Source organism: Spirosoma litoris (assembly GCF_054776755.1).
The window spans coordinates 144,372-170,949 of record NZ_BAAHBI010000014.1; the positions used below are offsets into that span (position 1 = coordinate 144,372).

Here is a 26,578-nt window from a genome sequence, read left to right on the forward strand (position 1 = left end):
GGCCGAAAAGTTGATTCGGGGCTATTCGTCTTAATTACCTGTCAATTGTAACTGTCCACCTGCTGCATATTGCAACGTTCCCTGGACAGTCAGACTTAAGGCTTGCGTCAAACCGCTGCTAATCGATACCGTGTGCCCTGCCTGTACCGAAACGATATCGGCCGAAGTGGGCACACAGTTACAGGACCATGTTGCCGAGGTTGTCCAACTACCCGACGCAACAGATAGGATTGTGCGTCTCTGAACAACAATCGTGTAATCTTCGACCTGCCCAACTCCATTTGCCGATGTACCTACGAGGCTACAAGCCGTAGGAGAAGCTCCACTGGGGTTATCTGCTATGATTCGAAGGCGCAAGGGTGTATTCATTACAACACTGCTAGCCGCAGTGGGTACCGTCACGACAACCGTTGCGCTGCCGCCTGCTGTTGTCATTAGCAACTCACCCGCATCGTTAAAATCACCATCGGCGTTATAATCCACATAGGCACGTAAATATTGATAGTTCATATAGGTGCCCTGAACGAGTAGTGAATACGACTGCCCCGCCGTAAGCGTTGTTCGTTGATTACAGGTACGGTCTATGTAAAATCCACCGTCGGACATTGATGAGTTGGAGTAAACATCGAGTGTATTTAGGGTTACTCGCCCAACGCCATAATAGGGTGAAAGCCCATTTGCGGCTGAAATAGAACAAACCGTGGTTGGGCTAGCCACTGGAGCCGATAAGGCCCCTGACGTCAGCAAACCCGCCCGAAATGCCAGCAAAGCCGCTCGCATTCGATCTTTCTGGCCTTGTGTAAACATCCACTGGCAATTTGTATAGCCCATGTAATTGTTCAGAACGGTGTAATTCATACTTGCATCAGCGATCTGGAACGCCCCCCCTGTGCATGTATTCGACGTGACCCCACAAGTAATATTCAACACAGGCTCCGTATCACAAACGCGATCGCCGGTAGTTGTACAGGAAGTTGATGGTGGGCAGGTTGTTTCATTGCCATTGTCATAATCATGAAAGGTGTGATACAAATTGAAAACGTGCCCCATTTCGTGAACAATCGTTTTGTTCGATCCATTTACAGTTCCAGCCGTAACGACAATACCATCGGTAAGTGCCGAGTTGTATTCGGGAAAAAAAGCAAATCCACCCCCATTAGCACTCCCGTTGATCTTGTTGACAACCCAGATGTTTATATAATCGGTATTAGGCCATCGGCTAAGCGCTTTAACAGCCACTTCATCAGCGCTGCCGCCATACGTTCCAACGGCAATCCCTCCGCTTGTGTAGTTTGTAACACCACTGCCATTCACCCGATTGATTCCCGAAGTACTCCCACATTGAGGTGATCGAATCGCCAATTGAAACTGAATCCCAATATCGACCCCACCCGATTGCGAGAACGTCTTTCGAAAACCAGCGTTCAAGGCACTGATCATAGCCTGGATAGATGCATCAGATGGATTGTTAGCTGTACCCACCGCTTCGCCATTATGGATGACGTGAACAACTACGGGTAATGTATAAATAGTTTCTGCAGCTACACGCGCGCCTTGTTGTTTGGCGAGTTGTTGTTGAAAAATGGCTTCAGATTGATTGAGTCGTTGGACAAAAAGTGGGTCCTGGACGCGTCGTTGCTGCCACAGTAAACCAAAGCCACAGACAGCCGTTTTCGAACTATCGATTTGCCCAAAAGCAATCCTAAAAATTGCGAGTAAAGGGATCAGAATCAGTAAACTGTGTTTCATAGCCCAGGGGAAATTTATCGAAGAAAGCTACTAACAAAGCAGGCCAATTCCTATACACATTTTCTGAAACCTCTCCCCCACTTTCTTTTGTTCTATCTTTGTGATATCATTTGGCAGGCAGCGATTTTTATAATTTCTCTGCGTTGTCATTCATTTTTTAACAACACGACAAGTTCATGACAACTGACCAGTTGACCGACTTGAGAGCCAGAGTAGAGGCTCTAAGGAGGTATCTTTGACTACGATGCCAAGAAAGAACAATTAGCTGAACTCGAACAGCAGACCTTCCAGCCCGAGTTCTGGACCGATGCCGCCCGAGCCGAAGGTGTAATGAAGCAGGTTCGCGCGCTAAAAGGCTGGACCACCGGTTATGAAAAGCTCAATAGCCAGTTCGGTGATCTCGAAACGCTGTTCGAATTCTACGAAGCGGGCGATGTGAGCGAAGAAGAAGTAGACGAGGAAGGAAGCAAGCTTAAAGCCACGCTCGACGACCTCGAACTCAAGAAAATGCTGGGTAATGAGGAAGATCAACTCAGTGCTGTCCTCGAAATAAATGCCGGAGCTGGTGGTACCGAAAGCCAGGACTGGGCCGAGATGCTCTATCGCATGTACATGCGTTGGGCCGAAAAACATGGGTATGGTTTGAAACAGGTCGATTATCAGGATGGCGATACGGCCGGTATCAAATCGGCTACTATCGAAGTAGATGGCCCATTAGCTTACGGTTTTCTGAAGTCCGAAAATGGCGTTCACCGGTTAGTACGCATTTCTCCCTTCGATTCCAACGCTCGTCGGCATACATCGTTTGCTTCAGTATATGCCTATCCTCTGGTTGACGATACGATTGAGATTGAGGTAAATCCGGCCGATATTGACTGGGATACATTCCGGTCGGGTGGTGCTGGAGGACAGAACGTGAACAAGGTTGAAACGGCTGTCCGGCTACGGCACAAACCATCAGGGTTAATTATTGAATGTCAGCAGGAACGGAGTCAATTACAAAATAAGGAAGTAGCGATTCGCTTACTAAAATCAAAACTCTACGAAATTGAGGTGCAGAAGCGTAACGCAGCCCGCGCCGAGGTAGAAGCGAGTAAGCAGAAAATTGAGTGGGGTTCGCAGATTCGCTCGTATGTACTAGACGACCGTCGGGTGAAAGACCACCGCACAGGTTATCAAACATCGAACACCGAAGCCGTTTTAGATGGCGACCTCGATCCGTTTATTAAGGCGTATTTGCTGGAGCAGGATGTCTGAACCAGGATTTTCTTGATTTAAATGATTTTCTTGATTTTGTAACTAGAATCAGATTCCTAGGAATCTGATTCTAGTTACTTCTCGTTTATTATAGATAGCTAATCAACGTTTTAGAGAAATCATGGTAATCAATAAAATCACACAAATCCTGATTCTGGTTTCTTTCCTAGCTTCTACTCATTACGACATGCCTGAAGATACAACTCCTAAGACATCGAAATACAGCTTTCTGTCGCTAGGCGATTCATATACTATTGGCGAAAGTGTCTCTGAAAGTGATCGTTGGAGCGTTCAGTTGGCAGGGCTTCTGCGAAAAGATGGGTTAGATGTTGGCAACCCGGATATAATCGCCAAAACAGGCTGGACAACAGCTGAATTACAGGCCGCTATTAAAGCCAGCGGGAACCAGAAAACCTATAATCTGGTCTCATTGCTCATTGGCGTCAACAACCAGTACAGAGGTCAGAGTCAGGATACGTACCGAACTGAGTTTCGGGAGTTGCTACAAACGGCAACCAAATTTGCTGGCGGGAAGGCTGCTCACGTTTTCGTGCTTTCGATTCCTGACTGGGGCTATTCACCCTATGCAGTTGGCCAGAGTAAAGCCAGAATAGCGCAGGAAATTGACCAATTTAACGCCATTGCTAAGGATGAATGTGCAAAGGTATCCATTGCTTTCGTTGACATTACACCGCTTACCCGTGCGGCTTCAACTGACGACAAACAATTTGCCTCCGATGGGCTGCATTATTCAGGCAAACAAATGAAACTGTGGGCCGAGAAAGCGCTGGCAACGGCCAAAGAGTTGCTGCAAAAATGATTTAGGCAACCGCCACGGGATTCTTCGTAGCACTAAATTTCTTTTTGTAATACGCTACGGTCCGACCAATAAGCATGCCGCCAATAATACTTGGCGCAATCCAGCTAAGTGTAGCAATCCACTCAGGCGCATTAGCAGGTAATATACGAGCCAAATTTGTAACTAAAGCGGCTGTAAAGGTGGCAATATAGGAGCCACCCATCCGGGTAAAATGCTGGAAAAACCAATGCATCTTTTCGGTAGGCTGCGTCATTTGTTTAACGTCACGTCCGGCGAATGTTAAGGTGAGTGCGCCGAAAAACGAGAATAAAATCGGAAAGAACGATGCGCCATATAACGCCATCAAATACAGGCCAAAACCAATCATTCCCAGGCTTACCACAAGCGTTACGAACGTAAGCCCTTTATCGAATGACGTTGGGCCTGTTTTTTTCTGTTTCGTGGCGCGCCAGCCCGTCATGCTTAAGTAGAAACTAAAGATTGCAATGCCGGTCAGGAATAACCGCATCATTTTGAAGGGTTGCAAGCCGCATAGAAGTATGGCCGTAATGGCAACCGTAATCATGCAGTAGACATAAATTAGCCCAGCCCGATTATGCAGTTTATCGCCTTTTTTAGAAAACATCGGAATTAGGCCAACTAGCAAAGCTGTGAAGCCAGTAGCGATATGAAGAATCAGTAGAGAAATAATCAGCGTTTTCATGACCGTTTATGTGCTTGTCGTTCGTTGAGACAAACTTACACCGGCCTGTTGGCTCGCTACAACTAAAAGGGGTGAACAGCAATTTTAGGGATGTTCGGCACAGAAAAACGTCATTTGGGACGAATGGTGGGCTATTTTACAACGCTTTCAACTCGGCAACCAGCGTTTCGTTATACTGGCGTGCTACTGGAATTTGAAACAGTCCGCCCAGTAAGTGAAGTTTATAACCCTGTGCATTCCCCGTCACTCGCTCAACTCGATTCAGATTAACGACATACGAACGATGGCACCGAACAATGTGTGGTTGATCGACCTGCTTTTCTAATCGGCTTAGGCTACTGCGCAAAAGTGGTTTGGCTGGCTGACCATTTTTAAGGTAAACAACCGTGCAGTAGTTATCGCTGGATTCGATAAAAATTAGTGATTCGATAGGCAAAACCAGTTTGTCTTTCTCGTTATCGGCCAAAAGTGTCACCGTCGAATCGGTTAATTCAGGCGAATGAACTCTTACTTCTCCAGCTTCCGGTAATCCATCAGAAACAGGAAGATGAACTGGTAGATCGGCTGCAGAACGGCTATATTTTTTGAGTTGCCGAATGTAATTGAGCAGTACCAAAGCCGTCACAGGAAATATCCCGATCAGGAAAGTTACCAAAATCATGTTCAGCCAACTCAGTCCGCTCTTTTCGCCGGGTTCTAACAAGGCTGCCAGATACAATCGGTTGACTATGGCAATTAGTAAAACATTCGCCGTTACAAACAGAATCTCCCTGCTAACGGTCCAGGTATTCTCGGCAAACACCCTGGGAAATATTAGCGGCCAAACGATAAAGTTGATGACCGTTATACCAAATGCGACAACTCCGAAACCTATTATTTTGAGGGATTTATACGGAGTCTCCCATAAGTTGATGCCAAAGGGTTGAAAGATTAGCAAAAACAAACCAACAAATACCCCAATTAACGCAGCCTTACGCAGTTCCTGCAATGGTGGGTTGGTTGATGGGTACGGTTGATTAAATAGGCTAAACATGGTAAGACTACAACGAAATTGTATCCACTAAAACAGGCGCCAGCCAGCAATTTGCTCCAAAAAGTCGGGAAGTACCTGCGGATAGACGATAATCATGAACAAGACACCAAACAGTGCGCCATAGAAGTGAGCATCGTGATTGATATTTCCCATGCCACGGCGAGATTCGTAGTAGGAATAAGCCAGATATAGCGGGCCAAAAATAAAGCCAGGAATACCGATCGGAATAAAGAACAGATAAATGGGGGTTAAGGGACGGAACAGAATCGTTGCGAAAATAATGGCTGCTACTCCACCAGATGCCCCTAGTGAATTATAACCAGGATCGTTTCTATGCTTTAGAAAGGTTGGAATGTCGGATACGACAATAGCCGCTATATAGAAACCGATTAGATAAATAGCGCCATTTCCACCAAACAAATAGTAAAATAGTTGCTCAATGAATCCAGCAAAAAAGTAAAAGCTGATCATGTTGAAGAGCAAATGCCCCCAATCGGCATGCAGAAAACCCGACGTGATGAGTCGATAATATTCCCCCTTGTGCGTCACTCGATAAGGGTTCATAATAAACCGCTCCATCAGGCTGTAATCTCTCCAGGCCAACACACTGACAATGACCGTGATGATTATGATAATTATGGTTATGCTCATGATTTTATGTATGATATAGGATGTATGATATAGGGTGTATAAAGACAAAACATCATACACCCTATATCATACATCCTACATAAGCTCAGCTTTCGCGTTCGACTAGTTGGCGAGTAAATTGAATCAATAAATTTTTCCGATCAGGGTCAGCATTGATTTGATCGAAATTGGCAAATCCACGGGCAAAATACTCGTTAATTCGAGCCTCTGTCTGTTGACGAATACCTAACTGATCATAAATAGCGGTGACCGCCTGTACTTTTTCGGCTTTATCAAACGTCGTTAGTGTTAACCAGTTGGTCAACTCATCCCGAACTCCTCCTTTGGCTTGCTGAAGGGCTTCGATCAGCAGAAAGGTTTTTTTATTCGCAATAATGTCGCCACCAACCTGCTTCCCGAACTTAATAGGGTCGCCGTATACATCCAGCAAATCATCTTTTAACTGGAAACCAACGCCAATGTTCATCCCACCTTCATACAGGTGTCGAGTTGTTTCGGCATCGGCACCGGCAATTAAACCACCGAGTTCAAGCGCATATCCGAGCAACACCGACGTTTTCAGGCGAATCATGTCGACATATTCGGCCTCGGTAACATCCCAGCGAGTCTCGAAATTCATATCCATCTGCTGGCCTTCACACACCTCGGCGGCCGTTCGGCTAAAGCGTTCTAAAGCGGGCTTTAATTTATCCGCTTCTATCGACAATAATAACTGATACGCATTGACCAGCATGACATCTCCCGACAAAATAGCCGTGTTTCCGTCCCACTTTTCGTGCACAGTCGGATGGCCACGACGTAAAGGAGCCTGGTCCATGATATCGTCGTGCATGAGTGTGAAATTGTGAAAAACCTCAACGCCTAAGGCAGGGCGAACCGCTTTCTGCCAGTCGTCGGTAAAGAGGTAAGTCGACATGAGGGTTAGTAACGGCCGCATGCGCTTACCTCCAAGATTCATGATATACCGAATGGGATCGTAGAGTTCGGGAGGATCTTGCCCATACTGAATAGATTGGAGTTCTTGCTGAAGGGCATCGACAAAAATTGCTGGATTCATTCGGTTGAGAAAGGCATCACTGCCGGGTTTAGCCCCAAAAATACAGTAAAAGCCCCCAAAAGCCTAACGACCAATTTGCCGACGATAACTCCGCTGACCGGGCGTAATGATAACGAAGATCAAACGACCTGATACGACGAAATACCCATCATTTTTACCCGTATTTCCCCGCTGTTCACCCGGTTGGTTGAGCGTTGTTCCTAATTCGGCCCGCCTATCCGATAAGGCCGCAGCTAAGGGTGGCATACCACTACGATCTGGATAAACCGAACTAACATCGTCCAGATAGTCGCTTAAAACATGTGTATAAGTACCCTCCAGATTAAATCTAAAGCGCTCATTGGCCAACAAAGGCACGCCAAATCCATACCGAATAATACCCGCTAACTGGTTATAGTTAACTCCTTCCGTTTGGAGTACGGATAAACCGTAGGATTTCCCCAAATAAACCGCTTTAGGGCGCATATACGTCATACCAACACCCGCTATAGCGTAAGGAATGGTGGCGCGGTAAGGATCATTGATCGGCCAGAAATCTACTTGCACGCCCGCCCAAACGTCGGGATTTAGACTTCTGAACGACAGATTGTTATAATAATTTCGGGTATATTTTTGATCGGCGTAGATGTAGTAAAATTGGGCCTCAGCTCGATATGACAGCTGTTGTGAAACCCGATAGGTTGCAGCCAGATTAAAAGCAACTCCTAGCTGCAAATGGCTTATGTTCCCAATCTCACTCAAATCACCTGTGTAACGTGTAGTGCCTAAACCACTATTGAGCAACCAGGTTCCGGGCTTTTCACGCCAGATTTCTGATCGTTGAGCTTGTACGTCAAAAGCAAGAGAATAGCTTATTGCAAGCGCAATAAAAAGCACAGAAAATCGCACAAGTTCAGTAAGTTACGGTGATGCCTTATGTGACGTATCAAGCCTGCATAGGTAACATAAGGCATCCACTTATAACTCGCCGATATCTTCGTTCCAGAGCGTTGGTTTTTCGGCAATGAACTGATTCATCATGTCGACGCATTCGGGCAAATCGAGGTCAATCACTTCTACCCCATGCTGCTCCATGAATTCCCGTGCTCCTGGAAACGTCCGCGATTCTCCGACAATTACTTTCGGAATTTTGAACTGAACAATAGTTCCTGCGCACATATAGCATGGCATCAGGGTGGAGTAAATAACGGTGTCCCGAAACGAACCAACCCGACCAGCGTTGTTCAGACAGTCCATTTCGCCATGCAAAATTGGGTTATCCTCCTGTACGCGCTTGTTGTGGCCAGACGCTACTAGCTTGCCATTTTTAATGAGTGTCGATCCAATAGGAATACCGCCTTCACTCAAGCTTTTTCGGGCCTGGTTAATGGCCTCCTGCATAAATTCGTCCATGTTATTTTTGGTTTAAAGATTTTGGTTTACGGTATTCAGTTTACGGCGGCTGACGTGTCAACTCTTCTTGCGCCAGCCACCGTAAACCGAATACCGTAAACCAAATATCTAGTTATAGCAATTTCATCGTCTCATAGTCCTTAACATGTTGCAAATACAGGAAGTTAAGCAACAATCCATTCACGTTGGTAATGAGCTTATGCGATTCAGGGATGGTGGCCACTACACTTGTAATACGCTCATGCTCATCTTCGCTACCCATGTTTTTTAGGTGGAAAGCCATGATCTCGTCGCGGCTCATTTCTTTCTCGATATAGAAAAAATGCATGCCTTCATCGCTGGTGCCGGTACTAGGATACCAAACACGGGGGTTGAGTTTCGTCAATTCATCCGCCGTAACGGTCAGCCCAATTTCCTCGCCGATCTCGCGGGCCGCTACATCGCCCGGATCATCGCTGGCATCGACCATACCCGCAGGGTGCTCATAAATCTGCGAACCATCGGCAATGCGTCGTTGCTTCACCAATACCACAAATTTCTCGCGCGTATCTTTATCAATCAGGCAGACCAACATAGAGGCTGCGTGGCCTTTCAGAAATAACGCGGGCGGAATTTTATCCCCTTCGGGTGTATCGGCATCCACTTCGAGCATGGCAAATAGCACTTCGCCATTATGCCTGCGCCGAATATAGGCGTCTTTGATAGCATTAATTTTCATACCGTTCGCTTCCATCTGGCTTTTCCAGTAGCGAAACTTATGGGCTTCTTCAAGCGGTTCCAGTTGCTTACTCATGTTTGCAAATCACGTAAAAAAAAGTCTTCATATCGGCTTAAAAACCCATATGAAGACAAAATGATCGAATTAGCGATGGAATGTATGTTCTGGTTGCCTGTCTGAGGCAAATCAGGTTTAGTTTAATTTCAGTCTGAATGTGCCGTTCGTAATAACGATCTGGTCAACTTTCTCCTGCTTTTTGTAGCCGTTTCCTTCAGGATCAATATCCGAATCGTAACCCGACGCTTTGGTAATAGCTTTATCCTGCACTTTATTCATTAAGCGTCCCATGCCCCCAAAAACGGTGGCAGACGCTTTTTCTTTCCAGTAGCTACCTTCTAAGGTACTCGCAAAGGTGGCCTCCAGAAAACCATCGGAACCCATTTTAACCTGTATGGTCTCGTCGGCATTCTTTGATTTCCCAACGTGGTACTCCATGCGGGGCTCTCTGGTTTCCTCTACATACTTAATGACGGCAATACCTTTGTATTTGCCCATGTCTTCGTATTTCTTCTTATTCTCTTTGGTATCCGGTTTATCAGCATCGACAATCAGATAAGTACCTGGCTCAAGCACATCATTTTTATCAAAGCGACCTAACCAGATCCGAAGCGATTTGTCGGGCTTTACGGTATTGGCAGTTACCCACCAGAAAGTACCAATCTTAATCCGACGCGGCTGCGTTGTAAACTCTTTTCCGTCGATTTGCGCTTTCAGCGTATTATCATTTGCGATTTGCGCGAAGCTGGCGGTTGTCCAAAAAAACAAGCAAAAAAACAGGTAGCGACTAGTCATGGTTTGAGCAGGTTAATGATCGCCATAAACTTATAGAAATTAAGAATTGACGCTTATTCTCGTTTAGTTTACGGTTAAAAAGTAACGCGGGTGGAAACCCGCGCCTGGAGTTCTAATGTGAGACTCATCAGGCGCGGGTTTCCACCCGCGTTACTTTTTACTACTTTACCACTTGCGAATCGGGGCCGATATATCGTTCGAAAAACTCGTAGATCCGGAGTATCCGATCAATTCGCTGGCGAACATTACCTGTCCGGCTCAATTCGTGCGTAGCACCCGGCATCCGAACATATTCGACCGGGCGACCTAATATTTTCAAGCTCTTATACATCATTTCGCTCTGAATAGGCCCCGTCCGAAGGTCGTTTTCGCCATGCTTGATCAACAGAGGAGTCTTGATATTCTGAACAAAGGTGTAGGGCGAGTTCGCGTCCAATACTTTGGCATCCGCTGTCCAGGGGTAAGCGAAGTAATTCGGAATCAAGCGCCAGGCATTTCCTTCACCCAGGAACGTGGTAAGGTCATACACACCCCGTTGCGCAAACGCAGCCTTGAAGCGGTTATCATGGCTAACAATCCAGGCCGTCAGGTAGCCAGCATACGATCCCCCCGTAATCACCTGCCGACTGGTATCCACCCAGGCTTCCTTTGCGGCATCGCTCTCGGCGGCTAGTACATCCTCCGCTGGGCCAGTGCCCCAATCTTTAATATTGGCTCGCTGAAAATTGATGCCATAGCCTCCCGACCCACGCGGGTTTGCATAGACAATGCCATACCCCTGTGCACACATGTACTGAAACTCATGCCACATCGACTGCTCGCCAGGACCCCACATAGCCGTTGGGCCACCGTGCATATTGAGCAGTAGCGGATATTTCTTATTGGCCTCAAAAACGGTAGGTTTCATGATCCAGTAATCTACCGTTTGGCCAAGCGAGTTTTTGTACGTGCGCTTTTGTGGGAAGCTTAGCTGGCGTTGTGCCACCCAATCGTTATGATTACTTAGTTTGGTCTGAGCTTTAGCCGTTTCGTCCGTTACGTAAAGCTCCGATGGATTGGCGACTTCGGTCCTGGCCAGAACAACCCGATTACCTACGATATCAAATCCTGTAACACCCGTTTCGAAATCGGTAAGTTGGGTTACCTGACGAGTGGCCGGGTCAAGCCGGTATAGGGGAGCACCGCCATTAGAGGAAGCCGTAAAATAGATAACCTCGCTTGTCGTGGCTTTTTTGCCTTTTGCGGCCCCAGAAACTGTCGTCCAAACCAGATTTCCGGCGGCCCGATCGAAAGTGACGAGTTGAATACCTGACGCTGTTGATCCGTTGAGTGCGGCTAAACCGATCTGCGAAAAATTAACCCCTTCGGATGGGCTAACCAGAAATGCCAGTTGCTTACCATCGACTGAGATTTCTGGTGAGCCATAGCTCTTGCCTTCTTCGCCTAAAACCAGCGTCTTTTTTCCGGAACCATCTGCCGCGATAAAGAAGATGGCATTGTCCTGTTCTCGATCAGGATGCTTGAGCGAATCCCGATCCGAAACCGCTAGTAAGCCTTGTCCGTTAGGAAGCCAGTTGGCTGCGTTATAGGATGCGTATCCACGTGTCAGCGGTTTTGGGGTTGCCCCCTCAACTACATCGATCACGTATAAATGCGAGAAGGTCAAATCTGGCTCGGTCGTAGCTTCGCCCTGAAAATTGAGCCGGGTAATCACTTTCGCCTTTTTGTCTTCAACATCTTTGTTCAGGTAAGCGCGAATTTCAGCCAGTGAACCATCCGGATTAGCCTTTACTTTCTTATCGACCTTGATAAAGTTATTGTTAGTAAAACCCGGTTTTTCCAGCGACCAAGACGGACCGCCTTTTGTTGGATTTAGCAACGAATCGGTCAGCATCTGCGCCATAGTCACACCAGCCGTAAATGCAATTCGTTTCCCATCAGGCGACCAAATCGGGTTCGATGCGCCGTAGGTACTGTTCGTCAATTGCCAGGCTTCGCCCCCGTCCAGGGACATAATAAAGATCTGACTTTTGGCTTTTACCGTCCGGGCAAACGCGATCCATTTCCCATCGGGCGACCAGGTAGCCTGCCGTGCCGATTCGGGGCCGCGCGTCAATGCTTTGGTATCACCAGGTTTCAGGCCTGTTAGGTAAATGTGCGTTTTGTAGTCGTATTCTTCTTTCTGATCCGGGTTAGGCTCAATGGTTGTCAGCGTGTAAACGGCCCGTTGCCCATCGGGAGCCAACTCAATACCGCCAACCAGTTTAATGCGTGTTAGGTCGGTAGCTGTTATTTTTGATTTTGTCTGGGCGCAAACAACCTGCGCCGTCATGGCGATAAAGAGGAAAGTTTGTTTAATCATAGTTTGTTTAGAAGTGGTAAATAGCGTTCGCGGATGATATTGGCATGATGGCGGGCATGACCCACGATCACAAAGCCAAGCGCCAGTACAGAAATGGTCTGGTGGAAACAGATGCCGCTGCGAAGCAGCATTTCGTTGTCAAAACTTTTGTAGAGTGCAATTGTCGACTGCCTAACGTCGGCATATTCGGCGTATAAATCGGGAATAGTTCGGCGCGTAGCGTAGGCATTTTGGGCAAACAGCTCTTCATCATAACCCGGCAAACTAGTCTGATCGTTTCGCGCAAAACGCAAAGCCCGGTACGACATAATCCGCTCGTTATCAATCACGTGCTGCAAAATATCTTTCACCATCCATTTTTCGGGCGCATAGCGTAGATCACCAAGCGCTTCGAGTTTGTAAGCTGGCATCAATGTTTCAAATGATGCATATTGAGTGAGGGCATCCATGATGAATACGTTATCGGCGATATTGATATACCGGTCGAAAAATTGAGGCATCACTGGAATTTCAGATTTAGTCATTGCCTTGGGTGGGTGTATTGGTTGGTAATTAATTGGTTTATAGTATTCGGTTTATGGTGGCTGACGCGTCAGCTAGCTATACATGCATCAGCCACCATAAACCGAATACTATAAACTGAAAACCTTTATTTCTTCACCGAAACGGGCTTAGCGGGTGGCCCAACCAGTTCGTTTATCAGGCGATCAGCTTTGTAAATATATCGCATAGCAGCAATGATGCCACCTGTATGGACCGAAATCGTTCGGTTTAAATCGGGTACGAAGATAAACTCCCCAGGCAGGCTTTCCATATTACCGTCGAAGGCTAGCCCTACAGCCTCTCTATTCTTGTTGATCATTGGACTGCCGGAGTTACCACCAATAATGTCGTTTGTGGAAATAAAGCACATGGGCTGTTTCAGTAATTCCATCGGTGGATTTTTCCAGCGAGCCGGTAAATCCCAGGGGGCTTTATTGGCAAACGAATAGTTACGATCATACAACCCGGCGAACGTGGTCAGGATAGGCGCTTTTGTTCCGTTATAGTTATACGATTGCACAACACCATCATTAATTCGAAGCGAGAAGGTCGCATCAGGCGGCACAGCGGTACCATATACATCGTAAAGCATACGCCCTAGCTGTCCCCGTAAAACCTCCTGTCGCTGCGTAAGCTGTCGGGCTTGTCGGGCCGCAGTCAGGTAACGTGGAAAACCTATTTGAGCCAACTTCAGCATGGGATCATTCGATGAACTGGCCGCATTAGGTCGGGTCGATAATTCTTTCAGGAAAGCCGGATCGGTTAGCTTGGTATTTTTGATTAAATAAGCGGCCGCTTCTTTCGGGCTTCGTCTTTTGCTGTCAGGTCCGGTTAAGGCTGCTTTTACATACGGGTCGTCGTTACCGAGAGCGGCTTGTGCTTCCGCAAGGTGCGCAGCCAGATACGCTTCCTCCAATCCCATATCGGTTATCTCCGGCGAAACCATCAGCGACCGGGCCCGCTCGGCATCCTGCGGCCGAGAAGCCAATAATTCGCTAAACTGGGTAGCTACGTTGGCAAACGTCATCAATTCACCCATTGTCCGCTCGCTGGGGGCGAGGTAATTTGCATCTTTAAAAATAGACCGTAGCTGGGCGGTGCTGGTAGCAATTTCGTCCCAGGTATTGAATTGGCTGGCAGGAAGATTCTTGGCTTTGGCTGCTGCCTTAAACTGATTTTCAAAAACAGCTTTACGCGCCATCAAATTCGCATCCCGCAATCCTTCTAGTTGTCCACCATAAGCTTTCAAGCTATTCTCGTAGCTAAAGATTTCGTTCAGGATGCTATCGTTTTTAGCGGTTGCATTATAGGCTTGCAACGCAGCAGATCGATTTTTGAGCAACTGAATTGTCGCAGGAGTCTGTAAATCGCGGTCAAATTCAAGTTCTGCTACTGTCTTGAGTCGCTCCGTATGACCAGGATTACCAATCACGAAGATGGGCTCGCCATCCCGAACCCCATTCGGATTAAACTTAAAAAAATGGGTCGTTTGCAGAGGTTTTCCGTTATCATATACGCGGAAGAACGAGCAATCAAGCGCATAGCGAGGGTAGGTGAAATTATCATAATCTCCACCGAAAAAGCCAAGCTGCAACTCAGGCATAAACACCAGCCGCACATCGGTATATCGTTTGAAGCCATAAATGGAATAGCGCCCGCCGTTGTAAAACGTAATGGTTTGTAATTCCAGCCCTTTCCAGCCGTCCTTCTGCCCATACTCCTGTTTCACGGCGGTAAACGCTTCTTCACGTGCCTGTAGCTGCGCCTGCTCTGATTGCGAGGCTGCACCAGCCATAGCATCCTGAATACGCTTCGTGATGTCTTCGATCTTAACCAATTGATCTACGAACAAGCCGCTTACTTTTCGCTCTTCTGCCGCTGTTTTGGCAAAAAAGCCAGTTGCGTTCAAGTCTTCACCTTTACGGGTCACGCCCGTTCCCGATTCACGAGCACAGTGATGATTAGTCATTACCAAACCATTCGCCGACACAAACGAAGCGGAACAGTAATCGGCAAACCGGAGCGAAGCCAGACGGGTTTCGTCAAACCATTTTTCGTCGGCAGTGAAGTTGTACGTTTTCTGAAAATAGGCCGACGGTGGGTTATCGAACGTCCACATCTTGCCCAAATCGAGTGGGCCGCCTTTCGTGGTATCGGATGTGATTTGGGCTGGCGATGAACCAGCCAGAAATGTCAGACAAGCACTCGCCAGCAGGGCAGTGCGAAGGTTAATACAGCGCATGGTGTAATCAGGAAAGTGATACTAATGGAACGCGAATTTGAGCCAAACGTTTCAGACCGATACATGATCTAAAATTTTAACCGAAGCTTAATTACCCTGGCTAATCCTTTTAGTGTTCCGTTTATCTAACCTATGAATTCCATAAAAACAGGTTAATAGTTATGAAAACGTCAAGATTGCTCGGATTCTTAATCGCAGTAATGATGATCACATCTGTTTCAAGCTGCACCTCAACTTACTATAGCAGACCCAATTACGGCCGTCATTATGGATACCGTCGTCCTGCTGGCCCACCACCCCGCCCCCCACGTCCTTACTATGGTAACTATGGGTACGGCCGGCCAGGCTGGTAATCGATAAATTTATCCCCCAATGATATGCCACTTAGGTTATCCATTGGGGGATATCTGTATACAGTTGGTACGGAACTCAAATAGGCGAAATACGCTTTATGTATCATTTATTGCCTATTTGCCATTTCACCACCGTCACTTGCTGTGTACTGTATGAACTGTAAATCTTTACTATTCACTGCTTTATTATATTATTTTCTACAACCTGCATTAGCTCAGCAGTCCTTCCCCGAGAATTCAATCAAGCTGGGTAAACAGCGCGGTAGTTTGTATTTCACCTGGGGCTATAATCGTGACTGGTACACGAAAAGCACGATCCACTTTCGCAATACTACCACGGATAACTACGATTTCACGTTCATCGATGCCAAAGCCCACGATCGGCCTGATATGGAGAGTTTTTATAAACTCAACGCGCTGACGATCCCACAATATGACATGAATCTGGGTTATTTTTTCAACGATAAGCGAGATTTAGGCATCGAGATCAGTTGGGACCACCTGAAGTACATCGTTACCGACAACCAAGTCATTCACGTAAAGGGGCAGATTAGAGGCCATCAGATTGATAAAGACACCCTCGTAACACCCGATTTCGTGCATTTGCAACACACCAATGGCAATAATTACCTGATGCTCAATCTGGTGAAGCGGCAAAAACTCTGGCATTCTAAAGCCTTCCAACTGAGTGCTATTGGCAAAGTGGGTATCGGCCCGCTGATTTCCTACACGATTTCCAGTGTGTTAGGCAACAATGACGACGGTTACTTCCACTATCATGGCATGGTAGCCGCATTGAGCGGAGGTTTTAAACTCGATATATTCAAATACTTTTTCATCCAAACCGACCTACAGGGCGCCTGGGTAGATTATACGAATACCAAGCTTGGAGCCGACCACCAGGGGCTGGCCACCCACCACTTCTATTCGTTACAGTACAAATATCTGTTCGGCTTTAATTATCCGCTGAGTAAGCTATAGATAGTTAGGCCTGCTGGTTCTGTTCTACCATTTCCTGCCCTACTTTATCATCTTTCCGCACGAACGGGCGGATGATAATGCGTGTGCCACGCTCGTAAGTAAACAGTCGGTATACCCAGTTACTAAACACGATTAGCTTACTCCGGAAACCGACCAGGTACCAGATGTGCACAAACAACCAGGCCATCCAGGCAATAAAACCACCCAAATGAATCTTACCAGGCAAATCCGCTACGGCTCGGCTTCGTCCAACAATCGCCAATGATCCTTTATCGAAATATTCGAAAGGAGTCGTAGGTTCATTTTTGAGGATTTTCTGTAGATTTTTGGCTAAGTGTTTGCCTTGCTGAATGGCCGGTTGAGCCACGCCGGGATGCCCTTTGGGGTAATCTGGTAGTTTCATAAAGGCGATGTCGCCAATGGCAAATACGTCGGTCAGGCCCTGTACCCGGTTAATTGGGTCAACCAGGATGCGTCCTTTCTCCGTCGATTCAGCTGGGATGCCATCGATGAGTGCCCCCGTTACACCAGCCCCCCAAACCAACGTTTGCGTTCGAATTTGTTCGCCCCCTTTGAAGGTCACCGTTTCCCCATCATACGACTCGACCATGGTATTGAGCTTAACAATAACCCCAAGGTCTTCGAGGTATTGCTGCGCTTTTTTTCCGGCTTCATCCGACATGGGCGGTAATACTTTGCCCAAGCCTTCGACCACATAAATACTCATCTGGCTGAAATCCAGACCCGGATAATCGCTGGGTAAAACGTGCTTTCGCATCTCAGCCAGGGAACCAGCCATTTCGACACCCGTAGGACCAGCTCCGGCAATCACGAAGGTGAGTAAACTCTCACGTTCGGCGAAATCAGTAGTAACGCTGGCCTGTTCGAAGCATTGTAAAAACTGGCTTCGCACATTGAGCGCTTCGGGAATCGTTTTCAGCGGGAAAGCGTATTTCTTTATCTGTTCATTACCAAAGTAGTTCGATTTCGAACCACTAGCAATAACCAAAAAATCGTAATGAAGATCACCAATCAGCGTGGTGACGGTTTTTGTGACAGGGTCAATTTTATTGACGCGAACCATCCGATAATGAAAATCGTCGAAACCGTCGAACATTTTACGAAACGGCTCGGCAATGGCATCTGGCTCCAGACCAGCCGTAGCGACCTGATATAATAATGGCCAGAAACCGTTGTAGTTTTGTTTATCGAACAATACAACCTGCACATCCGCCTTGCGCAGCGCTTTAGCCAGGTTCATTCCCCCGAAACCACCCCCGATAATAACCACACGAGGTTTTTGGGTATCCGGTATATTGAGCGAAAGTTTATCGAATTGAAGCATATCTATTCAGGCCTTAAGCATAATGCACACACTGGGTATAGTACCTTATAATCAGCTGTTTTGTTTAGATATAGCACAGAAACTGAGCAATGAATACGCAGCTTACTCGTTTCCTGATATAATTCTTTTCGTATAAACTATTGACTTAAAAAGATGACCGTTTATCAGGGTGGCGTCTTTATATATATTCCCAATTCAGACTAGTACCACCATCCCCCCTTTATGCAGAAATATGTTTACTGGAGTGCTCTATTTTGCGTCTTGTTAATCAGGCCATTAATCGCCCAAACGATATCAGGAAAATTTACTGTAAGTGGTTATGTACGCGAAACGAGAAGCCAGGAAGCGCTGATTGGCGTGAATGTTTATTTACCCGGCACTACCATCGGGACAACCACCAACACATACGGTTTTTACTCGTTAACCCTACCCGCTCAGGATAGTGTTCGGCTTGCCTACTCCTTTGTTGGCTACGAAACAGTAGGGTACTCGCTCAGTCTGCGTGCTAATCAGACACAGAATGTCTCACTAACACCCGGTCAGGCCTTGTCGGAAGTGGAAGTAAAAGCCGAGACATCGGGCGAGAAAGTAAGCGAAAGCGCCCGGATGAGTACTATTGATATTCCCGTAGCGCAGATCAAAAAAATACCTGCTTTTCTGGGCGAGAAAGATGTATTGAAGGTTTTGCAGCTAATGCCTGGAGTTCAAAAAGGTTCGGAAGGCCAAACGGGCATTTATGTACGAGGGGGCGGACCCGATCAGAATCTTATTATTCTGGACGACGCTGTCGTTTATAACGCCAGCCACTTATTTGGCTTCTTTTCGGTCTTCAATGGCGACGCCATTAAAAGTGTAGAGTTAATAAAAGGAGGGTTTCCGGCACGCTACGGTGGTCGGCTCTCGTCGGTTATTGACATGAATATGAAAGATGGGAACCGAGAGAAACTTCACGGCGAAGGAGGCATTGGGCTGATTTCCTCCCGGCTCACTCTTGAAGGCCCACTTACCAAGAATAAAAAAACGGGCCCACGTTTGGGCTCTTTCTTGGTATCCGGTCGCCGGACGTACCTCGATATTGTTGCTGCACCCCTCATTAACGCCCAAACGAAGGGGCAAACCAAGGCTGGGTACTACTTCTACGACCTGAATGCCAAGGCCAACTATGATTTCAGCGCCACCAACAAGCTTTATCTAAGCGGCTACTTTGGGCGGGATAAATTCTACTCACACGACAATACGCAAAACAATGATACTGGGTTAGGCTGGGGCAATGCAACCGCCACCTTACGCTGGAACCACCTTTTCAACCAGAAACTATTCGCCAATCTGTCGTTAATTTTTAGCAACTATAAATTCCAGATTTCGGCGGTAGAGAAAAGCACGTTATCTACAGACACCTATTCGCTTCTGTATAATTCGGGCATTCGGGATGTTACTCTGAAATACGATGTCGATTACTACCCAACTCCACAGCACTCCGTAAAAGTTGGTTTGCAGAATACCTATCATCGGTTTACGCCAAGTGCCATCGTATTGCAAAATGCAGGCATAAGCCAGGCGGTTGACAATGTCAATAAAATTGACGTCCTCGAATCAGGGATTTACGCCGAAGATACCTGGCGCCCCTCCAATCGCCTACGACTGAACGCTGGTCTGCGCCTGAGCTACTTTCATCAGGCTGACGTAAACTATTTTAAACCTGAACCCCGACTCTCAGCAGCCTATACGCTCAAGCCCGACCTATCCCTTAAGGCATCTTATGCCATAATGAACCAATATGTTCATCTGCTATCTAATACAGGCATCGGCCTTCCTACCGATCTGTGGGTTCCAAGTACCGACCGGGTTAAGTCACAACAATCGCAGCAGGTTGCTATTGGACTGGCCAAAGACTTTACGACCGGGGGCGCGTTCGCCAAAGGGCTGGCTCTAACTGTTGAAGGCTATTACAAATCGATGAATAACATCATCAATTATAAGGAGGGGGCTAGTTTTCTATTGTTAAACGACCCCTCTTCGGCCAATAACGTACGTTGGGAAGACAATGTAACCGCAGGCCGAGGCTGGTCGTACGGGGCTGAAGTACTGTTACAAAAGAAGTTAGGTCAGTTTTCGGGTTGGGCTGGTTATACACTCTCCTGGACCCAATGGCAATTTGCAGAACTCAATGGTGGGCAACCCTACTACCCTCGTTACGATCGGCGACACGACGTTTCGCTCGTGGGCGTTTACGAACTGAACAAGAAAATCACGCTGTCGGCGGTTTGGGTTTATGGCACAGGTAATGCGCTAACGGTTCCAGTTGGTCGTTTTGATACCTATCGGGCAGGGAATACCTTGGTGTATGGCGGCTCTCCCGGTATTGTACAAACGTACTTTAATAACCCGCGCACCGCCGATGATTATGGCACCCAGAAAAACAGCTTCCGGGCCGAACCCTATCATCGTTTTGATGTCGGGGTTCAGTTTCATAAGCCGAAGAAACACCATGAGCGAACCTGGGAAGTCAGCGTTTATAATCTCTACGATCGGCGAAATCCATTTTTCTATCGGCTCGAATCGGTAGAAGCAACGGCTACCCAGCCCGCCCGAACAGCTTTGTTCCGGTACTCTGTTTTTCCGATCGTGCCAGCTGTTAGCTATAACTTTAAGTTCTGATGCAACTTGTACGAAAAACTCATCTGCCCTTAGCCTCACTTATTTTTCTTGGTGGGCTTACGTTACTTACTGGCTGCACTGGTTTACGCAATGAAGTTGATCCAGGTCAGTTAGGGGCAGAATCAGCGAAGCTGGTAGTCAGTGGTTTTTTATGCCCACAAGATACGCTGCTGGCAATTAGAGTCAGCCGCTCGAATACCGTAGTGGGCGATAGTATCAGCTTGCTACAACCCGGTATTATTGTTCCGAATGCCACCGTTACGCTTTCCGAAGGTGACCGCTCGGTTGTATTACCTTATTATAAGGTCCGTCCCTCGGCCGATTCTGCTTATAGTATCAGTGCTAAGTTATTGCCCATTATAGTGGGAAGAACCTATAAACTGACGGTCGTAACGGCGAATGGTCAGAAAGCCACAAGTACCTGCACTATCCCGGAAGCTGTCGCTCCGTCGGTTGTTAAGTTTGATTCATTGATCGAGCAATCGCGTACACAGCCCAAGCGGTATTATATTCGTGTAGTCTGGAAAGATCCTGTTGGACAAACAAATGCGTATCAGGTTGCCGGTATTTTCCGATACACAACAGTGACCAACATTCGCGAGAGCAAATACACTAGTCTTTCGTTCGACGATGACAACCGGGGCTTATTTACGGATGTAGGAATAGACGGTGATACGATCTATTCTGGAAGAGCTTTCCTAACACCTAGCTCTTCTTCCATGGTTAATCAGCAGACAACCTTTTATAATCAATATAATACCGCTTCAGTCACGGTTAACCTCTTGAGTGTCGATCAGTCCTATTACCGTTACCAGGAGGCTGTGATTCGCCAGCGACGTGCGCGTGGTAATCCGTTTGCCGAGCCGGTGATCATTCCAAGCAACATCGAGGGTGGATTAGGTTGTTTTGCCGGTTATAACAATGCCACGTTCATACGTAGGTTCAAATGATTAACCACAGAAGCCCAGAGATTACCTGCCGTTCCTAGTATGTAAAAAGGGTAAAACTGGTACGACAAGTCTAACCCTGTCATATCAGTTTTACCCTTTTTATCTAGTAAACTAACCGAAACTAAGCGCTTTGTGCTGCGCTGTGAATAATTTCCGTTTGCTTCCGAATCGACTCCATGTGGATAATCTTGTATATTTCTTCCACTAGCTCAGGGTATAAACCCAGTTTCTGGCCTAGTTCAGTACGTGTTTTCAGAATTTCTTTCCAACGCTCAGGCTGGAACAAGGTTACGTTGTTATCACGCTTGTATTCGGCCAGACGCTCAACAAGGGCCATCCGGGCAGCCAGCATCTCAACAATCTGCCGATCTACGTTATCGATGCTACGACGCGATTGCTCCGTGAAGCTCTGGAATTCCAGATTTTGCGACTCCACCTGACGAATTTGCAGATGATCGAGCATTTCGCCAAAAGCCGTAGGGGTTAGCTGTTGTGCAGCATCACTCCATGCTTTATCAGGATCAATATGCGATTCAACAATCAGACCATCGTAGTTCAAATCCATAGCCATCTGAGCTAATTCGTTCAGATAAGCCCGTTTACCCGCCATGTGACTCGGATCACCGATGATTGGCAACTGAGGGAAGATTGACTTCAGCTCAATAGCCATTTGCCACATGGGTACGTTACGATATTTGCTCGCTTCGCCCGTTGCAAACCCACGGTGAATAGCGCCCAATTTCGAGATACCGGCTCCGGCAAGGCGCTCAAATGCACCTACCCAAAGAGCTAGATCTGGATTTACAGGGTTTTTCACCAATACAGGTACGTCAACGCCACGTAGCGCATCCGCAATTTCCTGTACGTTAAATGGGTTAACGGTGGTACGAGCACCTACCCATAGGATATCAACACCATATTTCAGAGCCAGTTCGATGTGCTCAGGAGTAGCAACCTCCACAGCAAATGGCAAACCAGTTTCAGCTTTAGCACGCTGAATCCAGGGAAGAGCAGCTTCGCCCATACCCTCAAAGCTGCCCGGACGAGTGCGGGGCTTCCACACACCCGCGCGAATAACGTGAACCGCGTCCAGTGCTTTCAGCTGGCGAGCAGTTTCCACTAACTGATCTTCGGTTTCGGCACTACATGGGCCAGCGATGATCAGAGGTTTGCCGTTGGTATCAATCCACGATCCCAGCGGCTCTACGGCTAATTCGACTTTCATACTTAACGCTTAATCTACGAGTAATATCGACTACTCTATGGGGAACTTTCAATTTAATTTTGTAGTATATTTGCCATGGAATTGGCTGTATTTCAAGCCGGTTCCTTATTTTGTCTAAAACCTTTTTTAGTTTGTCCTAATAAGCCGCGCCGGTGAGTTAACTGATTGACCGAAATTTCGTTATATATTTCGGTCGTGTTAGCCGACACGCATTTTAGTTATGCAAGTAGCACCGCTCAAACGGAGCACTGATATGTCGAACCGAAGTAATCTAATGCCGGAGACAGTCCAGGGCCTTACTGATGTAAAGCCGAACGCGGCCGGAAAGCCGTACCTCCGCCCCGTTTCATTTGAGGACACTTCGATTGCTTTTTCGTCCCAGTCGGACTTCAAACTCCGAAAGACCTACTGGTTATTTGCGTTGATGAATAAGGGATGGCTGGTAAATTTAGGTACTTTTTTTATAAAGATCGCCTTACGCCTTCATCTTCCGATCAAATTCCTCATTAAAAACACTATTTTCGAACAATTTTGTGGGGGTGAGAGTATCCGCGATTGCGAACCAACCATTCGGCATCTCCACGAGGTTCATGTTGGTACTATCCTCGATTATTCTGTTGAAGGAGAAGAAACTGAAAAAAGTTTCGATGAGACAACATTAGAAATTCTCCGCACGATCGAACGAGCCAGCGAATCCAAAGACATCCCTTTCTCAGTATTTAAAGTGACAGGCGTTGCCTCTACGGCACTGCTGGAAGCTGTACAGATTGGTGACTCGCTCAATAAATCGCAGAAGGCTGAATTTGAACGCGTTATGCAACGCGTGGATATGCTTTGCCGACGAGCCTACGAGCGGAATGTTCGCATTTTTATCGACGCCGAAGAAAGCTGGATTCAGGATACCATCGACACGTTGGCTTATGAAATGATGGATCGTTACAATCATGAGCGGCCTGTTGTTTATAACACCTATCAAATGTACCGCTGGGAGAGTTTTGACCACCTCCGGCGCGATACGGCCGAGGCTCAGGCTAAAGGCTACTATTTGGGTGTGAAGCTCGTTCGTGGCGCCTATCTTGAAAAAGAACGACTGCGGGCCCATGAGGAAGAATATCAGGACCCTATCCAGGCAACCAAAGAAGATACTGACCTTGCTTTCAACGGAGCTATCGACTTCTGCCTAGAACATCGGGATACCATCTCGGTTTGCCTTGGCACTCACAATGAAGACAGCTGCCAGTATTGTATACAGCAAATGAAGCAAATGGGAATCGAGCCTAACGACTCGCACATCTATTTTGCGCAGTTGCTGGGTATGAGCGATAACATCTCCTATAACCTGGCCAATGCAGGGTATAATGTAGCGAAATATGTCCCTTATGGGCCTGTTGATACGGTTATGCCTTATTTGTTCCGGCGAGCCGACGAGAACAAATCCATTGCTGGCCAGAGTAGTCGGGAGTTTAATTTGATTAGTGATGAATTGAAACGCCGGAAAAACTGCCGGTCGCTATAAATGGTCAAGTGTGGTCAGAAATAGTCAAGTATAGTCAGGATTTGTTCCTCAATTCCCCGACTGCCCTTAACCATCCCTGACAATCATTGACAAGTATTTTAATAACTGGCACAGCAAGCCGGGCAATCCGAGCCATGCTGTGCCACCTTTTTTTATTATGATCCGTAAAAGCCCTTTTAAATTCTTTCTATTGACGTTTATCCTGATTGCAATTGATCAGGCTGTAAAACTGGCAGTACACCACTACATGGCTCCTGGCTTTGCGGGTCAGATTAAACTCATTGGAGACTGGTTCAAACTCCATTATGTACTCAATCCGGGCATGGCGTTTGGTATGCAGTTAGGCCATGAGTACGGTAAATTACTCCTAAGTGTATTTCGGTTGTTTGCTATGGTTGGTATTGGCTATTACCTGGTCAATTTAGCCCAACGGGGGGCACCAAACGGCCTTTTATGGGCAATGGCGATGATTTTAGCTGGCGCCGTTGGGAATGTTATTGACAGCACATTTTATGGCGTTTTTCTGAATAATGCCCCTTATGGATCACCGACGCCCTGGTTCCATGGGCAAGTGATTGATATGATTTTTGTGGATGTTTGGGAAGGTTTTATTCCCGATTGGGTACCTGTTTGGGGTGGTCAATACTATTCGACACCTATTTTTAACATTGCCGATTCCTGTATTTTCGTTGGTGTCTGCCTGATTTTATTCTTTCAGCGCCGATTCTTCGGCGATCAACACGTAGAAGATCATATGCTTCCTGTTTCTGGACCCGATCCCGTTGAAGCATCGGTATTACCCGCTGAGGAGTTTGTTGACAATGATTCGCTTACGCAGGAGGAACCACAAACGACTGAAGAGGAAGGCGATAAAACACCTGCCGCTGAAGTTCAGCAAGACTCCACAGAGTCGGTTCTACCAGACGAAGAAAAACATCCAGAATAGCCTTTAGTACCGCATAAAAAATGCCCCGCTTGAACAAAGCGGGGCATTTTTTATGCAATGCAGGTGAGCTTATTTGCTACCACCAACTTGGCCACTCGACAGCAGATTGAAGAACTGATCAAGCTTTGGCGTAATGATGATTTCTGTCCGACGGTTTTGTTGACGACCCGCATCGGTTGTGTTGTCATCCTTCGGTGCGAATTCTGAACGACCACCAGCAGTCATGCGCTCAGGAGCCACAGCAAATTTCTTTTGAAGCGTCCGAACAACCGACGTAGCCCGCAGGGCGCTCAAATCCCAGTTGTCTTTGATAGCCGATGTCGAAATGGGGACAACATCCGTGTGGCCTTCAACCAGAATGTCAAGCTCTTTGTGATCGTTTACAACCTTAGCGACTTTACCTAATACGGTTTCAGCAGCTGGCAGAACTTCGTAGCTACCCGATTTGAACAGGAGCTTATCCGACAGAGAAACGTAAACGACACCTTTTTTCACTTCTACCTGTACGTCCTGGTCGTTGATATCATCCAGTGACCGTTTCAGGCTCATCACTAACGCCAGATTCATCGAATCTTTCCGTTGGATGGATGAGTTGAGGTTGTTGGTGTATTTCGTTTGCTCGTTCAGCGTTTCGAGCGATTTTTTGATACTCTCAGCACCAGCCTTACTTACAATCGACAGATCAGACATACGATCAAGCAGGTTCGTGTTTGTCTTTTTCAGATAATCGATTTGTGCTTGCAGATCGCCTACTTGTTTGTCTTTGCCTTGCAGGTCGGTGTCTTTGGCTGCTAATTGTGATTTCAGATCAGCCGTGCGTTGGTCACAATCGTTCAGCGAAGCAACAGCTTTATCGCGAGCGTCTTGTAGGGATTTAATTTCAGCTAGTCGCTTCTTACTATTACAAGAAGCTAACATAGTTACAGCGGCAACAATAATCAAAACTCGTTTCATACTGATAGAGAAGAATAGTAACGGGTAACGAAAAGTTAGGTTATGAACAATATATACTCAGAATGTACTGAATCGTTTTACAAAAGTACTAGTTTCTGCTTATTCGTTTCAACTACATTTTTTATGTAGAGCAATTATGACTGCATTATTTGCTTAGAATTCCATTAGAAATTGCTTAGATCTTAATAAAATCGCGGATTCTATCGAATGAACGAAATGATATCGGTAGTTTAAAGCGGCTTCTCACTTATTAATTTGACTCATCATTATT

At 46.7% G+C, this 26,578-nt stretch carries 22 protein-coding genes; 7 read left to right on the forward strand and 15 right to left on the reverse strand.

All coding sequences use genetic code 11. The features are described from left to right. Positions 1–30: 30 nt before the first annotated feature. Positions 31–1,749: a M43 family zinc metalloprotease gene (locus ACYVGR_RS11480; protein WP_460956621.1), complete on the reverse strand. Its 1,719-nt coding sequence runs from the start codon at positions 1,747–1,749 to the stop codon at positions 31–33. Between the two features lie 176 nt (positions 1,750–1,925). On the opposite strand from ACYVGR_RS11480, the gene prfB reads away from it, so the two are divergent. Together prfB and ACYVGR_RS11490 are read left to right on the forward strand one after the other, a co-directional pair. Beyond that, positions 1,926–3,006 (forward strand): peptide chain release factor 2 gene (gene prfB, locus ACYVGR_RS11485; protein WP_460956623.1). Its coding sequence is split into 2 segments (ribosomal slippage): positions 1,926–1,985 and positions 1,987–3,006, totalling 1,080 coding nucleotides; the frame shifts between segments, so codons are not numbered across the junction. A 121-nt stretch (positions 3,007–3,127) separates the two neighbouring features. Further along, entirely contained in the window at positions 3,128–3,826 is a 699-nt protein-coding gene (locus ACYVGR_RS11490) for an SGNH/GDSL hydrolase family protein (RefSeq protein WP_460956625.1), read from the forward strand. A 1-nt stretch (position 3,827) separates the two neighbouring features. On the opposite strand, the gene ACYVGR_RS11495 is transcribed toward ACYVGR_RS11490, so the two are convergent. The 11 genes from ACYVGR_RS11495 to ACYVGR_RS11545 all read right to left on the reverse strand — a co-directional run bounded on the left by ACYVGR_RS11495 (position 3,828) and on the right by ACYVGR_RS11545 (position 15,379). Next, on the reverse strand, positions 3,828–4,529 hold the full coding sequence (locus ACYVGR_RS11495; protein WP_460956627.1) for a DUF2306 domain-containing protein: 702 nt from the start codon (positions 4,527–4,529) through the stop codon (positions 3,828–3,830). A 136-nt stretch (positions 4,530–4,665) separates the two neighbouring features. After that, a complete protein-coding gene (locus ACYVGR_RS11500; RefSeq protein WP_460956629.1) occupies positions 4,666–5,562 on the reverse strand; it encodes a LytR/AlgR family response regulator transcription factor in 897 nt (298 codons plus the stop codon). A gap of 27 nt (positions 5,563–5,589) precedes the next feature. Further along, the gene (locus ACYVGR_RS11505) at positions 5,590–6,213 is read right to left on the reverse strand and encodes a rhomboid family intramembrane serine protease (protein ID WP_460956631.1); all 624 of its coding nucleotides are present in this window, start codon (positions 6,211–6,213) and stop codon (positions 5,590–5,592) included. An 85-nt stretch (positions 6,214–6,298) separates the two neighbouring features. Further along, on the reverse strand, positions 6,299–7,270 hold the full coding sequence (locus ACYVGR_RS11510; protein WP_460956633.1) for a polyprenyl synthetase family protein: 972 nt from the start codon (positions 7,268–7,270) through the stop codon (positions 6,299–6,301). 63 nt (positions 7,271–7,333) lie between these two features. After that, positions 7,334–8,158 carry a hypothetical protein gene (locus ACYVGR_RS11515; RefSeq protein ID WP_460956636.1) on the reverse strand — a complete coding sequence of 275 codons (825 nt, stop codon included), beginning with the start codon at positions 8,156–8,158 and terminating at the stop codon, positions 7,334–7,336. A 69-nt stretch (positions 8,159–8,227) separates the two neighbouring features. After that, positions 8,228–8,662: a nucleoside deaminase gene (locus tag ACYVGR_RS11520; RefSeq protein ID WP_182459869.1), complete on the reverse strand. Its 435-nt coding sequence runs from the start codon at positions 8,660–8,662 to the stop codon at positions 8,228–8,230. A 112-nt stretch (positions 8,663–8,774) separates the two neighbouring features. Beyond that, positions 8,775–9,455 (reverse strand): NUDIX hydrolase, encoded by a 681-nt coding sequence (locus ACYVGR_RS11525; RefSeq protein WP_460956639.1) that lies wholly within the window; start codon positions 9,453–9,455, stop codon positions 8,775–8,777. Between the two features lie 117 nt (positions 9,456–9,572). Then, entirely contained in the window at positions 9,573–10,232 is a 660-nt protein-coding gene (locus ACYVGR_RS11530; RefSeq protein ID WP_460956641.1) for a hypothetical protein, read from the reverse strand. A gap of 160 nt (positions 10,233–10,392) precedes the next feature. Next, the gene (locus ACYVGR_RS11535; RefSeq protein ID WP_460956643.1) at positions 10,393–12,594 is read right to left on the reverse strand and encodes a S9 family peptidase; all 2,202 of its coding nucleotides are present in this window, start codon (positions 12,592–12,594) and stop codon (positions 10,393–10,395) included. Beyond that, entirely contained in the window at positions 12,591–13,118 is a 528-nt protein-coding gene (locus ACYVGR_RS11540; protein WP_460956645.1) for a DinB family protein, read from the reverse strand. The genes ACYVGR_RS11535 and ACYVGR_RS11540 overlap by 4 nt, the downstream gene beginning before the upstream one ends. 125 nt (positions 13,119–13,243) lie before the next feature. Continuing rightward, on the reverse strand, positions 13,244–15,379 hold the full coding sequence (locus ACYVGR_RS11545; RefSeq protein WP_460956647.1) for a S46 family peptidase: 2,136 nt from the start codon (positions 15,377–15,379) through the stop codon (positions 13,244–13,246). Between the two features lie 506 nt (positions 15,380–15,885). On the opposite strand from ACYVGR_RS11545, the gene ACYVGR_RS11550 reads away from it, so the two are divergent. Beyond that, positions 15,886–16,713: a hypothetical protein gene (locus tag ACYVGR_RS11550; protein WP_460956649.1), complete on the forward strand. Its 828-nt coding sequence runs from the start codon at positions 15,886–15,888 to the stop codon at positions 16,711–16,713. A gap of 4 nt (positions 16,714–16,717) precedes the next feature. Here ACYVGR_RS11550 and ACYVGR_RS11555 read toward each other — a convergent pair whose 3' ends face one another. Next, on the reverse strand, positions 16,718–18,058 hold the full coding sequence (locus tag ACYVGR_RS11555) for an NAD(P)/FAD-dependent oxidoreductase (protein ID WP_460956651.1): 1,341 nt from the start codon (positions 18,056–18,058) through the stop codon (positions 16,718–16,720). Positions 18,059–18,280: 222 nt separating this feature from the next. On the opposite strand from ACYVGR_RS11555, the gene ACYVGR_RS11560 reads away from it, so the two are divergent. After that, positions 18,281–20,716, forward strand: coding sequence for a TonB-dependent receptor (locus ACYVGR_RS11560; RefSeq protein WP_460956653.1), 2,436 nt, complete (start codon positions 18,281–18,283; stop codon positions 20,714–20,716). Continuing rightward, positions 20,716–21,666, forward strand: coding sequence for a DUF4249 domain-containing protein (locus tag ACYVGR_RS11565; protein WP_460956655.1), 951 nt, complete (start codon positions 20,716–20,718; stop codon positions 21,664–21,666). The genes ACYVGR_RS11560 and ACYVGR_RS11565 overlap by 1 nt, the downstream gene beginning before the upstream one ends. A gap of 121 nt (positions 21,667–21,787) precedes the next feature. Here ACYVGR_RS11565 and ACYVGR_RS11570 read toward each other — a convergent pair whose 3' ends face one another. After that, positions 21,788–22,891 carry a chorismate mutase gene (locus ACYVGR_RS11570; protein ID WP_182459860.1) on the reverse strand — a complete coding sequence of 368 codons (1,104 nt, stop codon included), beginning with the start codon at positions 22,889–22,891 and terminating at the stop codon, positions 21,788–21,790. 274 nt (positions 22,892–23,165) lie between these two features. On the opposite strand from ACYVGR_RS11570, the gene ACYVGR_RS11575 reads away from it, so the two are divergent. Further along, positions 23,166–24,407, forward strand: a complete 1,242-nt coding sequence (locus ACYVGR_RS11575) for a proline dehydrogenase family protein (RefSeq protein WP_460956700.1) — start codon at positions 23,166–23,168, stop codon at positions 24,405–24,407. A 157-nt stretch (positions 24,408–24,564) separates the two neighbouring features. Next, positions 24,565–25,353, forward strand: coding sequence for a lipoprotein signal peptidase (locus ACYVGR_RS11580; protein ID WP_460956658.1), 789 nt, complete (start codon positions 24,565–24,567; stop codon positions 25,351–25,353). A 69-nt stretch (positions 25,354–25,422) separates the two neighbouring features. Here the strand turns inward: ACYVGR_RS11580 and ACYVGR_RS11585 are convergent, their stop codons facing one another. After that, complete coding sequence (locus ACYVGR_RS11585) at positions 25,423–26,307, reverse strand: OmpA/MotB family protein (protein WP_460956660.1); 885 nt, start codon at positions 26,305–26,307, stop codon at positions 25,423–25,425. Positions 26,308–26,578 lie beyond the last annotated feature (271 nt).